We start from the raw sequence: 13,064 nt of genomic DNA, 5'->3' as shown, positions 1-13,064 counted from the left end.
ATGAAGTATTTATTTTTTGTAAGTTTTGTAGCTGTTTTATTTGCTAATTGTGCTTCTCCAAAACTATTTTCTGAAAAAGCATTAAACGAAAAGTTGGTAACTTTAGAAAGAGACTCGATATCTCTAAGTGGAATTTTAGAAAAAAATAAAGGAAAAAAAGTCTTCGCACAAGTATTTGCTAGCTATTGTCCAGTTAGTCAAGATAGTTTTGATGATGTTTTACAATTTCAAAAAGAAAACCCAGATCATGAATTTGTTTTCCTTTCAGTAGATCATACCTATCACGATTGGAAAAATGGATTAAAATATGTAAAACCTAAAGGACAGTTTTATTATATCCCCAAAAAAGGAGATGGAGATTTAGGGCAATTTTTAAAGTTAAAAAGCATACCCAGATTTTTAAAAATAGATGAACAGGGAAATATTGAAGTGTTTAAAGCTTCAAAAGTTTCAGATAAACTAAAGTAAATGAAATATTCCTTTTTAATTCTATTTATCTTTTTGTTAGGCTGTAAAACAAGAATAGAAACGCAATTTTCTGAAAAAGCATTACAAGAACAATTTATTTCATTAGATAATAAATCTCTTTCTTTTAAAGAGGTAATTACTCAATATAAAGGAAAAAAAGTATTGATAGATGTATGGGCTTCTTGGTGTGGAGATTGTATCAAAGGAATGCCGAAGATTGTAAAGTTGCAAAAAGAGCATCCCGAGGTTGTTTTTCTTTTTTTATCTATTGATAACTCTTTAGAAGAATTAAAAGACGGAATACAAAAGTACAATGTTCAAGGGGAACATTTTTTACTACCTTCTGGTTGGGATGGAGATTTTGGTAATTTTTTAGATTTATCATGGATACCTCGATATCTTGTTATAGATGAAAATCAAAAAATAGAAGTATTTAATGCTGTGAAAGTAGATGATAAAAGAATAGTAAAGGCTTTAGAATAAAATATTACGATTTCGTAAAAAAATGAAGATTTAATTTAAAAACTTAATCATTAAAAAAGTAGTTTTGTATGGATTGTTATAGTTTTTAATAACTATTTAGTAATCAGCTTTCAAATACAAATAAATTATAATACGAAATCATGAGAAAAAAAGTAGTAGCAGGTAACTGGAAAATGAACAATACCCTAGTAGAAACAAAACAATTAATTAAAGGATTAAAAAAAGGGTTAAAAGGAATTAAGTTAAAAGATACTCGAGTTATTATTGCTCCTACATATGTAAACTTACATCAAGCAGTTAAAAAAACAGAAAAAAGTAAGATTGAAGTGGCAGCTCAAAATGTACATCAAGCCAAAAATGGTGCATTTACAGGTGAAATTTCAATAGATATGTTATCTGATATAGGTGTTAATGTTGTAATTCTTGGACATTCAGAAAGAAGAGCTTACTTTAATGAGACAGATAGTGCTTTAGCTGAAAAAGTAAATACAGCTATAGGTAAAGGATTTGATGTAATCTTTTGTTTTGGAGAACAGTTAGAAGACCGTCAAGCAAATAATCATTTTAAAGTAGTTGAAGAACAATTGAAAAATGCGTTATTTGCACTAAGATCTGAAGCTTTCAAAAATATCATTTTAGCATATGAACCAGTTTGGGCAATCGGAACTGGCCAAACAGCAACAGCAGAAGAAGCTCAAGAAATGCACGAGTTTATTAGAGGTCTATTAGCTAAAGAATATAGTAAAGATATGGCTGAAGGAGTTTCTATCTTATACGGAGGAAGTGTAAAACCAAAAAATGCAGAAGAAATTTTTTCAAAACCAGATGTTGATGGTGGTTTAATTGGAGGAGCCTCATTAAAAGCTGAAGATTTTTCTGCTATAGTAAAATCAATTTAATTGGATAGTATATATATAGAATACTCATTTTCTGTTACACCTAAAGAACCTGCTACTGAAATATTAATAGCAGAACTTGGTAGTGTTGGCTTTGAAAGTTTTGTAGAAAATGAAACCGGAGTGTTGGCTTATATTCAAAAGAAAGATTGGAGAAAAGATATTATAGATGATCTTTTTATTTTAAACTCGACAGAATTTCAAATTGCATATACGCAACATGAGGTAACACAAACGAACTGGAATGAAGAATGGGAAAAAAACTTTGAGCCTATTCAAGTTGATGAAATAGTAAGTATTCGAGCTCCTTTTCATGAAAATCCTAACTTGTCTTATGATATCGTTATAGAACCTAAAATGAGTTTTGGTACTGGGCATCATGAAACTACACACATGATGATTCAGCATTTGATAAGTTTAGATTTAGAAGGTAAAAAAGTTTTAGATATGGGATGCGGAACAGGAGTTTTAGCAATTTTTGCTGAAATGAAAGGAGCAAATCCCATAGATGCTATAGATATAGATAACTGGTGTTATATTAATTCTATAGAAAATGTAGAGCGAAATTCATGTCATAATATAACTGTTTTTGAAGGAGATGCTGAACTTTTGTCAGGAAGAACATATGACGTTATTATTGCAAATATCAACAGAAATATTCTTTTAAAAGACATGGAAACGTATATAAATTGCTTAAATGAAAAAGGAATATTACTTTTAAGTGGTTTTTATAAAGAAGACATACCCATAATAAATGAAGAGACAAGTAAGTATGGTATAAAATTAGATCATACAATTGAAAGAAATAATTGGGTGTCACTTAAATATGTAAAATAGATGAAGATGAGTACTATAGAGAAAATTCAAGAAGAGTTAGATGTATTGGTTGAAGAAACCAGTAAGCATGAGATTATTCTATATAATGATGATGTTAATACTTTCGATTTTGTGATCGATAGTCTGGTTAGCGTATGTGATCACACACTGGAACAAGCTGAACAATGTACTATTTTGGTACATTACAAAGGTAAATGTGCTGTGAAAACAGGAGAGTATAGAGATTTAGAGCCTAGATGTAGTAAACTTCTAGAATTAGGTTTATCTGCTGAAATAGTATAATGAACATGGAAAATGTTTTTAGGTATTATGAATTCTCAGATTTTTTTCAAGATGAATCTAATACGTTTAACGGAAATACAATTGCATTCACAGAGTTAAATGAACAACATTTTTTAATTTTTGAAAAAGAAGAAGAAAAATATCATTTATATGTTTCCAAGTTTTCTTCCAAAGAAAGTATAGGGAAAGAACCCCCGAAAATACTAGAATTACTGGTAAAACACTACGATAAATCGCTGCCAGAACATCGAATAATACTAAGAAAATATTTATACTAAAATAAAAACTCAAAAATTTTTTTTGAGTTTTTTTGTTTTTTGGTGACTTATTAAAAAATACTGTGTCTTATTAAATGTAGACAACAAAATAATAGTTGTTAATACAAAAAGTTCATTGTAATAATTATCACGATAAGACACAATTAAATTGTTTTCTGAAAAAAGATCATCTTAATTCAGAAATACACAATAATAAAAAAAGAATATAGTTAATAGTAGTTTTAAAAATAGTAGTAGTTAGTTTTTATACTAAGTTTGGTTAGACAAGGAGGCTTCAATACTATTTGAAGTCTCTTTTTTTTAAAACAATGTGACTTATTAAAAAATAGCGTGTCTTAATAGTGTAATAAGTAAGAATATAACTTTAATAAGTTCATTAAAAAGAAATATATCAGGATAATCCCCATTATCATTATATATACATATAATCCCTAAAATGTTTGAATCATAAATAGTGGAACATAGCACTGTAAAAAGTGTAAAAAAATTAGTTTTAAATAGTAGTAGTTAGTTTTTATACTAAGTTTGGTTAGACAATGAAGTCTTGAGTACAATACTCAAGGCTTCTCTTTTTGTATAATCTTTTTCATTTGAACTAAATGTTTTTAATAAGGCAGTATAGAAACTAGAGCTTTGGAAATACAATAATTATAAATATTTTTTTGTTTTTAGTGACTTATTAAGAAATATAGTGTCTAAAAAAGTGTAGAGGAGTAATGAAGTTGATAGTTCTTTAAAATAGTAGAAGCTACAAAAACTGTATGTTTATTGTAGTTCAAAAGTTTGAGATTTAGTAGTAGTTTTATAATAAGTTTGGTTTAATATGAGAAATCTCGGGTTTATACTTGAGATTTCTTTTTTTAGAACTTAATGTGACTTATTAAAAATAAATGTGTCAAAATAGTGTAGTGATACAGTAAAAAAGAAAGTAAAGAAATCATAAAATATTATACTAGAATAATCCCATAATTAGTATGCGTAGTTGTACAAAAGCTTCTTTAAAAGCGGTGTACTTTGAAAAGAAGCTTTTTTAAAAAATAATAGTAGTTAGTTTTTATAATAAGTTTGGTTAGCTAGCCTTATATCAAGTTTGATGTAAGGCTTTTTTTATTTCTACTTCCAAAACTTCAAATGTTTTACTCTAAGTTTTTAACACTAAATTTAATATGAAAAAAAGAGTTTTTCTTATGGAAAACATAGATAGCATCTACTTATTTCAGTTTTTTGGTTTACGATTAGACTATTTTTTGAGTTGTTAATGGATTTGTAAAATTTGTTAATTTATTGATTTTTATTTATCAAAAAGATGATTTCAGTTTACTTTTATCATTAATTAACCATTAGTAATTAATAAATATCAAAAAAATGAGAAAATTATTAACTCCCGTAATCGGTCTGATTACATTAATGTGTGTTACATCATGTAATCAAAATGAAGAAGCAGAATTAACCAATGAAACAGATGCTATTACTGTTGAACAAGAGCTTCAAAATCAAAAACGAAATTGCGCTACAGATAAAGCGTTAGAAGATGCCTTATTGAAAGATCCTTCATTAAAGCAAAGAATGGATTTAATAGAGCAGGAAACCCGAAAGTTTATTGAAAAACAATCTTCATTGCCATTGGCACAAAGAGAGCAAGTTTTTACGATTCCAGTAGTAGTACATATTTTACACAGAAATAATGCTGAAAATCTTTCTAATAATTTGATAAACTCTCAAATACAGGTATTAAATAGAGATTTTAATGCGAATAATGTTGAGTTACGTAATAATAGAGAGAGAGTACCAAGAGTTTTTAGAAATAGAGTGGCAAACATAGGTGTGCGTTTTGTGTTAGATAGAGTGATCAGAGTGAGAACGAATAGAGTTTTCAATTCTAACCCGGATGGTTCTTTGAACCAAAATATGAAATTTAGAAATAGAGGAGGTTCTAATCCAATTAATACCAGAGAGTTTTTAAACATATGGGTATGTCAAACAGATGCTTTAGGTTTTGCATCTTTCCCAGGTCAAAATAGAAGAATTGATGGAGTTGTAGTAGATACAGAAGCTTTTGGAGTAACTAGAAATGGAGCATATGGATTAGGAAGAACTACTACACATGAAGTTGGTCATTACTTTAATCTAAGACATGTTTGGGGTAATAGAGGTGGATGTGGAGATGATGATTTAGTAGGAGATACGCCAAATACTAATGGCCCTAACTATGGATGTCCTGCATTTCCGACAAGAAATTGTGGCTCTGCTGATATGACAATGAACTATATGGACTATACAGATGACGCTTGTATGTTTATGTTTACCAATGGACAAAGAACTAGAATGCGTGCAGTATTTAATGGATTTAGAAGTCAATTACCAATGTAATACTAAAATCTATTAAAATTGTAATAGGAGAGAAGTTACCTTTAAGGTAACTTCTTTTTTTTGAATAAATACATTAAGTATTTAGTTTGATTTTTAGAATAAAGCTTTTTGAAAAACATGAGCATTATAACGTTTAACTTGAATGTTTATTTTGTATTACTAAATGTTTAATTTAATGTTGTTTTGTTAAAACATAAACTTTAAAATTAATTTTGTTTGGAATTAAATTTATGTTAAAAACATAAAAAATTTATTATACTTTCGTTAAAATTTAATTATAAACCATTAAAAATTCAATTAAAAAATGAAAAAAATGAAATTCTCCCAAATTTCACTTTTTTTGGTTGGAGCAATGTTTGTTGCGTGCCAATCTGAGAAAAATGAAGAGTTGGATGTTGCTGCAGACAGCAATGTGTCAACTGAGATCATTGAAAAACTAGCTAATTTTGACATGAACACTAATTATGTTGAAAAAACAGCTTTAGTATTACCTGACGGAAGTACAACTCCCGCGTACAAAGTAGAGGGTGATATTTACATGACTGAAGAGAAGATAAAGGAATTACCAAACCTTGAAGGTCTTACAGGTAGAAATTATTACACGAACAACTTAGTATCTCAAAATACAGTAATTGATATTATTGGATTTACTGGTGGTGGAGGTTTTGGTCTTTCAAGCAAGGCACAGACTGCATTACAATGGGCGGTTAACAACTACAACAGATTAAATTTATCAATTCGATTTAATTTAACTTTTGGTACAAATTATCAACCAAGAGATATGGTAGTGTACAACAATCCTAACGAGAGTGGTTCAGGTGGTTCTGCTGGTTTCCCATCTGGAGGAGCTCCTTTTAAATTTGTTCAAATTTTCGGTTTAGAAGGTTTTTCTACAAATGTAAATGAGCATGTAATTACTCATGAAATTGGTCACTCAGTAGGTTTCCGTCATACGGATTATTTCTCAAGACAAAGCTGTGGTCAAAATGTAAATGAAGGTGTTGGAAGCATTGGGGCTAATCCAATACCAGGTACTCCTGCAGGTTATGATCCTACATCAGTAATGATTGCTTGTTTTAGTTCAAGTGATGATGGTGAGTTTGGTCCTAATGATATTACAGCATTAAGATTCTTATACTAATCAATAATAGAGATGTATAGTATAAATAAAATCCCGAGTTAAAACTCGGGATTTTTTAGTAAAATACTTTTTGAGAGTAGTCTAACACTCTCAATAATTTATCCATTAACTTAATGTTTATTTGAGGATAATTGATTTCATTATACTCATTTTTTAAAGTTAAGTTAATGTTTTGCGGTTCTACAGGTGTTTCTTCATCTTTAAAGCTAAGGAAGTACTTTCCATCTCTAGAAACTAACTCAGCTACTTCAGAAGCCAATTCGTTTTTATCTTCATCTACAAGTTCGATTTTAATAAATTGAATTTTTCCTACCTCGTACAAATCAACATTAGCTTTGTATTCTGTTTCAGTTCTCTCAACAAAAGAATAAAACAAAGATCCTTCTCTGTTTTGACTAAACATTTGAAACGAAACAAATACTAAAAAAATAAATAAAGTAATTTTTCTCATGTTATTTCTAAATGATTATTTAATGCAAATGTATATAAAGATATAATTATAGCCTTATATACGTACGAAATTATACTAAATTCATGCCAAAGTAGTTTGGATAGACAAATAAAAAAGCCTCACAAAAATGTGAGGCTTCATTATATAAAAATAAGGGGTTATATAAGTTTCTTCTTATTGAACCGCTTTTAATGCATCTATATTTCCATATCCAAAATCAGAATTTCTACTTGGATAGAATTCACCAGCTCTTTTTAACTTGTCTAACACTTGCGCTCTGTTCCAAGTAGGGTTTTTAGCCCATACTAAAGCTGCAATTCCTGCTGTAGTTGCTGTAGCAACTGAAGAACCACCAATATATCTAGCTTTACCATCTAAAGAACTTAACACTGGTACATTTCTTCCTGAGTTACGTTCCATTTCAATAGTAAAGTCAATCTTAGATCCAGAATGACAATTGCTACATCTAGTATATCTTCCTTCTTTTATTCCTGTAACGGCTACAGTCTCATTCATATTTGCAGGGAAAATAACACCAAACCAATTCGTGAAAGAAGTAGAAGTACCGCCCGCAGCAAAAATTAATTTACCTCTGTTATAAGCATATTTAACGGCATCTCTTACTCTAGAAATTCCAAAAGGAGAACCAATAGACATAGAAATGATTTTAATATCACTTCTGTTACCTAAGGCAGTAAGTGCTTCAGCAACACCTCTCTTTTCATGATAATCATCTATTAAAACATTTTCTACAGCACGATAAGTAACTAAATTAGCGTTATATGCCACACCAACTGGTAAGTTATCATTATTTCTTGGTGCTGTAGCAACAGCAGACATATTTGTACCATGTCCACATTTATCATTAGGTCCATCATAGTTATTAGACCAAGGCCATATAGAGTCTATAAATGTTCCAAATTTTTGAACTGTTCTTCCAGATGACTGTCCATCATTAAAGAATTGATTCATCCAACGTTGTTGTTGAGATAACCCAGAATCTACAATAGCTACAGTAACTCCTCTACCTGTACTGTAATTCCATGCAGCAGGGATATTATGAATATCAAAATTCCATGGTACTCGAGCTCCAGGAGAAACTGTTCTAAAGTCAGCAGAATTTAGGTTTGTAGAAGTGAAACCACAACCTTTGCTAGATTTAAATTGAAGATCATCATTATCTTCTTCCATACTATAAGTAGCAGGCTCTATGTAACGAACTCTACTATCGCTTAATAAAGTCTCTATAGTAGCTTTATTTTCAACTTTGATGTCAATTACATTTAAATTTTCATCAATATATAAGTCATCAGTAGCCTTAGATTTAGTGTTTTTATTTACTTCTAATTCTCTAACTAGTTTAATGATATTATCTCTAATACCTTCAGAACTTTTGCTTCTAGCATATTCATCTTTAGAAGCTCCATATCCAATGGTAAGTGTATTATCACTATATTTTAAAGCACTCCATATAGTATGTGTATCGGTATCTGACCAATAAAAATCGCCAGTAGACTCGATAGAATTTTGAATAATTACGTTGATTTCTTTTTTGGTTAAAATGTCAGTTTGTAAATCTGTTGATTGGTTGTCGATTGGTTCTTCGTTTTTAGAGCACGAAACAACCACCATAGCAAAAGCTATGCATACGAAAAGTTTGTTCATTATTGAAGGGTATTTTAGTTTGTTGTAGCGAATATATTAAAAAATAGATAAAAATTTAAATATATATTTAAAAATAACATTGAATTAATGTGTAAAATGCAATTTCAAACGATTTCGCGATTGTTTTTAAGGAGGTGAAACTGTTTTTTATGTATAAAAGCTGTTTTTAATGTTATTTTAATAAAAAAAACACACCTGAATATTCAAATGTGTTTTTTTATTGTGCTATTTTTATTAAAAATTAATCTTTAGTTTTTACTCTAGTAGGAGTATCTATTGCGTTTATTATACTTTTTGTTCCTAATGCAATAGCTTTAATTGTTTCAGTAATATTAGAAATATTTAGTGTTTGAGCTTCATCAGATACTTTATGATAATGTTTGTCTTTATCTATTGGTCCAGTTGAAAATGTATGAGCAGGAACACCAAGTTTAGCCAAAGAGGCGTTATCAGATCTATAAAATAGATTGAATTTCGGATAAGGATCAGGGTAAAGTTTATAATTACTATTTTCTAAATTCTTTTGAATGATTTTTCCAAAGTTAGATCGATCGAATCCTGTTAACCAAGCAGTTTTTGGTCCATAGGATGAAGTTTTTCCAATCATTTCTATATTAATACCAGCAATATATTTTTCAGGATTAATATGTTTTCCAAAATAAGTAGATCCTATTAAGCCTAACTCTTCAGCAGTAAATGCGATAAAAACCAATGTTCTTTCATTACCAACTTTTTTGTAGTATTCAGCTAAAGAGAGTACAGCAGAAACACCTGAAGCATCATCATCAGCCCCATTATAAATAATATCGCCAGTTCCTTGTTTTTTCATTCCTAAATGATCATAATGAGCGGAAATTATAATGTACTCGTCTTTTTTACTTTTACCTTCTATAACCCCAATTACATTGAACATTTTCATGTTTTGAGCTTCAAAATTTTGTCGATATGATGATAACGTATCGTAGTGAGTTAGGCCAATACGTTTAAATTCTTTTTCGATGTATTGTGCAGCTTTTTCAATCCCCTCTGTACCTGTAGCCCTTCCTTGCATTTCGTCTGAAGCTAGCGTATACAAATGTTTTTTTACTGTAAGTGAATCTATAAGTATTGCTGTTAAATCGTTATTTTTTTCAATACTGTTTTTAGAACTATTGTTCTGACTTCTTGCTTTACAGTTAAATAACAAAAATGCTATCGTAAGGATTTTTGAGTAATGTAATATGCTTTTCATGTATAAGTTAAATTTTGGATTAAAGATAGCTAATATTATTCCTTAAATTTGTGCAAAAATTAAACGATGGATTTAAATTTAATACCGAATATAAAACACACCGACAGCAATAATTTCTTTTTGTTAGCAGGACCTTGTGCCATTGAAGGTGAAGAAATGGCATTGCAAATTGCTGAAAAAGTGATAAAAATTACTGACGAATTGAAAATTCCATATGTTTTTAAAGGTAGTTTTAAAAAGGCTAATAGAAGTAGAATAGATAGTTTTACAGGTATCGGAAATGAAAAAGCATTGAAAATATTAAGAAAAGTCTCAGAAACATTTAATGTACCTACGATTACTGACATTCATGAGATTGTTGATGCTGAAATGGCGACTGAATATGTAGATGTTTTACAAATTCCAGCATTTTTAGTCCGTCAGACTGATTTAGTAGTAGCTGCTGCTAAAACAGGTAAAGTGGTAAACTTAAAGAAAGGACAATTTATGAGTCCAGAAGCTATGGGACATGCTGTAAAAAAAGTAAAAGATTCAGGAAGCGAAAAAGTTTGGATAACAGAGCGTGGTACTACATTTGGATATCAGGATTTATTAGTAGATTTTAGAGGAATTCCTACCATGAAAAAGTTCGCACCAACTATTTTAGATGTAACACATTCTTTACAACAACCTAATCAAAACTCAGGTGTAACAGGAGGGAGACCAGATATGATAGAAACTATAGCTAGGGCAGGAGTGGTAAATAATGTAGATGGATTATTTATAGAAACACATTTTGACCCTTCAAAAGCAAAGTCAGATGGGGCTAATATGTTGCATTTAGATCATTTAGAGAAACTATTAACTAATTTAGTAAAAATTAGAAAAGTAGTAAATTCACTATAATGAATTTTAAAATACAGGCTAATAAACCATTATCATTACTTGTTAATGATAATGGTTTATTTTTTTGGAAAGATGTAGTAAACCATGTTAAGAAATTACCTTATGGTAGAAATAGTAATAGATATGATTTAGGATTAGTTATTCAGGAGGAGAAAGGAAGTTGTAGTTCTAAACACGCATTTTTAGCAGAAATTGCTAAAGAAAATTCAATTACTTCTATTGAGTTAATTTTGGGAATCTATAAGATGAATTCAGATAATACAGCAATAGGAGATACTTTAATTAATGCTGGTGTTGCATATATTCCTGAAGCTCATTGTTATCTTAAAATCAATGGAACACGATTGGATATAACTTCAGAAAATACAGCATTTGATACTATTAAAAAAGACATACTCTTAGAGAAAGTAATAGTACCTAATCAAGTCTCAGAATTTAAAGTTATTTTTCATAAACAATTTATAAAAGATTGGATAAAGAAAGAAAAAAGTAATATGTCATTTGCTGATATTTGGACTTTACGAGAGAAGTGTATCACATATTTATCTCAAAACTGATTATTTAAATCGAACAAAAACGGGGTTCGGAAAATGATAGCTTGGAGTATAAATAGGTTCATTTTTATGAAAACCATACCAAGGTGAAATATCTGTTTCTTCAAAATTTTTGAGTAAGCAAACATTTTGTGCTGGCGTGTTACCTTGTGCAAGTAAGAATAATTTATTTCCTTTTTTATTTACTATTTCATCTACTATGATTTCTATATGTCCAGGAAAACCAGGTTGTACTAGCATATCTCCAATTTTTAAATCTTTAATTTTTACTTTAGATAATTCAGCATGTAAAGAAGCTGTGCCTGCATACATATAGATTAAATTTAAGTATTTATAAAAATTTTCTTTGCTATGATTAGAAGTTGCCGTTTTATGAAAACTTACTTTATTGCCTTTTATTTTGGGTCTAAAACCCGCAGCATATTTTTTCCAAGAGCAATAGTGACCTGACGTAAATTTAAAACCAATTTCATTTTTTCGATTCTGATTCCAAAGATATTCAGCACGAATCCGCATTAAAGCATCTGCACATTGTTGCAATCCATTTTTAGGTACAGGAACCTCTAAAATTGCATCGTGCCAATGTTGTGCAAAATACTGCGAACCATCATAATTAATAATAGGGCTTCCATAAGTTTTTAATTTATAATTTCTTAAATATTCTTGAAAAGAATTTTCAGCATAAGTTACTCTTGTATATCCTTTTGGAAGTTTAACTCTTGTTTTAATCGTCAGTCCTTTTTTTTCAATATAATCAGAAGGAGAGATGGTATTAGATACTAAACCTTTTACATGGTTGGCCATATGTTTTCCTTTTGAATTTGTGAAAATTACAGTAATGAGAACAGCTAAACAGATGATTATTAAGATAAGTTTTTTCATAGCTCTTGAATTAAATCATAAATTTGTTTGAAACAGTTACTAAGTTAATGATTAAAATGAATACATATAAAAGTATTTTTCTATTTACATTTTTAAGTTTTTTTATAGGAAAAATTAATGGACAAGATAAAGCTGAATTATTAAATTATCCTAAAGAATGGCGTTTTGAAAAAATAAATTTTCCATTAGATTTCGCTAAAGACATAACTTGGGAAGGGTTTGAAGAATTACGTTTTTCTCCAGGCATGTTTGATGTTAAAAGTGCTACCTATTTTACATATTATTTTGCAATTCAAATACAGAATAAAGTTGAAATTTCAGAAAAAGAAATTAAAGACATGTTGGAAAAGTATTATAGAGGTTTATGCAAAGCGGTAAATGCAAAAGATAAGTTTACGATTAATTATAATGATATAACAGCAACAATAAAAAAAACAGATAGTTGCTCCTTAACTGCTGACATTGTTTTTTTTGATAGTTTTACTAATGGGAAAAAGTTGAATCTAGCTATGATGATGGAAATACAGAAGAATAATGAATCTTTATTGTTGATAACATCAGTAACTCCCAAACAGAATATAAAGGAGTTAGAAACATTGCATAAGAATAATATTAAGAACAATTTACTGAAACGCTAAGGC

General features: G+C 29.3%; 15 protein-coding genes. 11 read left to right on the top strand and 4 right to left on the bottom strand.

Features of this window, described 5'->3' with window-relative positions; translation table 11 throughout:
* From BVC87_RS19925 to BVC87_RS19890, 8 genes are all read left to right on the top strand, one after another.
* Positions 1–468 carry a TlpA family protein disulfide reductase gene (locus BVC87_RS19925; protein ID WP_075344164.1) on the top strand — a complete coding sequence of 156 codons (468 nt, stop codon included), beginning with the start codon at positions 1–3 and terminating at the stop codon, positions 466–468.
* Entirely contained in the window at positions 469–951 is a 483-nt protein-coding gene (locus BVC87_RS19920; RefSeq protein ID WP_075344163.1) for a TlpA family protein disulfide reductase, read from the top strand. It begins immediately after the preceding gene.
* Positions 952–1,091: 140 nt separating this feature from the next.
* Positions 1,092–1,850 carry a triose-phosphate isomerase gene (tpiA, locus tag BVC87_RS19915; RefSeq protein ID WP_075344162.1) on the top strand — a complete coding sequence of 253 codons (759 nt, stop codon included), beginning with the start codon at positions 1,092–1,094 and terminating at the stop codon, positions 1,848–1,850.
* Positions 1,851–2,684: a 50S ribosomal protein L11 methyltransferase gene (prmA, locus tag BVC87_RS19910; RefSeq protein WP_075344161.1), complete on the top strand. Its 834-nt coding sequence runs from the start codon at positions 1,851–1,853 to the stop codon at positions 2,682–2,684.
* A 6-nt stretch (positions 2,685–2,690) separates the two neighbouring features.
* Positions 2,691–2,966 carry an ATP-dependent Clp protease adaptor ClpS gene (locus tag BVC87_RS19905; protein WP_075344184.1) on the top strand — a complete coding sequence of 92 codons (276 nt, stop codon included), beginning with the start codon at positions 2,691–2,693 and terminating at the stop codon, positions 2,964–2,966.
* A 5-nt stretch (positions 2,967–2,971) separates the two neighbouring features.
* Complete coding sequence (locus BVC87_RS19900) at positions 2,972–3,244, top strand: hypothetical protein (protein ID WP_075344183.1); 273 nt, start codon at positions 2,972–2,974, stop codon at positions 3,242–3,244.
* Between the two features lie 1,365 nt (positions 3,245–4,609).
* On the top strand, positions 4,610–5,614 hold the full coding sequence (locus BVC87_RS19895; protein ID WP_075344160.1) for a zinc metalloprotease: 1,005 nt from the start codon (positions 4,610–4,612) through the stop codon (positions 5,612–5,614).
* A gap of 304 nt (positions 5,615–5,918) precedes the next feature.
* Positions 5,919–6,755 carry a M57 family metalloprotease gene (locus tag BVC87_RS19890; RefSeq protein WP_234974699.1) on the top strand — a complete coding sequence of 279 codons (837 nt, stop codon included), beginning with the start codon at positions 5,919–5,921 and terminating at the stop codon, positions 6,753–6,755.
* Positions 6,756–6,810: 55 nt separating this feature from the next.
* Here BVC87_RS19890 and BVC87_RS19885 read toward each other — a convergent pair whose 3' ends face one another.
* The 3 genes from BVC87_RS19885 to BVC87_RS19875 form a co-directional block, all read right to left on the bottom strand.
* Positions 6,811–7,206 carry a hypothetical protein gene (locus BVC87_RS19885; protein WP_075344159.1) on the bottom strand — a complete coding sequence of 132 codons (396 nt, stop codon included), beginning with the start codon at positions 7,204–7,206 and terminating at the stop codon, positions 6,811–6,813.
* A gap of 174 nt (positions 7,207–7,380) precedes the next feature.
* Positions 7,381–8,871, bottom strand: a complete 1,491-nt coding sequence (locus BVC87_RS19880; protein WP_075344158.1) for a S8 family peptidase — start codon at positions 8,869–8,871, stop codon at positions 7,381–7,383.
* A 241-nt stretch (positions 8,872–9,112) separates the two neighbouring features.
* Positions 9,113–10,102 (bottom strand): M28 family peptidase, encoded by a 990-nt coding sequence (locus BVC87_RS19875; RefSeq protein WP_083629652.1) that lies wholly within the window; start codon positions 10,100–10,102, stop codon positions 9,113–9,115.
* Between the two features lie 66 nt (positions 10,103–10,168).
* Here BVC87_RS19875 and kdsA point away from each other — a divergent pair, with 66 nt between their 5' ends.
* Together kdsA and BVC87_RS19865 are read left to right on the top strand one after the other, a co-directional pair.
* Entirely contained in the window at positions 10,169–10,987 is an 819-nt protein-coding gene (kdsA, locus tag BVC87_RS19870; RefSeq protein WP_075344157.1) for a 3-deoxy-8-phosphooctulonate synthase, read from the top strand.
* Positions 10,987–11,544 carry a hypothetical protein gene (locus BVC87_RS19865; RefSeq protein ID WP_075344156.1) on the top strand — a complete coding sequence of 186 codons (558 nt, stop codon included), beginning with the start codon at positions 10,987–10,989 and terminating at the stop codon, positions 11,542–11,544. The genes kdsA and BVC87_RS19865 overlap by 1 nt, the downstream gene beginning before the upstream one ends.
* On the opposite strand, the gene BVC87_RS19860 is transcribed toward BVC87_RS19865, so the two are convergent.
* Positions 11,545–12,423, bottom strand: a complete 879-nt coding sequence (locus BVC87_RS19860) for a DUF4846 domain-containing protein (protein WP_075344155.1) — start codon at positions 12,421–12,423, stop codon at positions 11,545–11,547.
* Positions 12,424–12,479: 56 nt separating this feature from the next.
* On the opposite strand from BVC87_RS19860, the gene BVC87_RS19855 reads away from it, so the two are divergent.
* On the top strand, positions 12,480–13,061 hold the full coding sequence (locus BVC87_RS19855; RefSeq protein ID WP_143569859.1) for a hypothetical protein: 582 nt from the start codon (positions 12,480–12,482) through the stop codon (positions 13,059–13,061).
* Positions 13,062–13,064 lie beyond the last annotated feature (3 nt).

The sequence above is a fragment of the Tenacibaculum agarivorans genome (assembly GCF_001936575.1).
Taxonomy (GTDB): Bacteria; Bacteroidota; Bacteroidia; order Flavobacteriales; family Flavobacteriaceae; genus Polaribacter; species Polaribacter agarivorans.
Note: the sequence above shows the minus strand (reverse complement) of the source record. Positions and strands in the feature narration are given on the sequence as shown.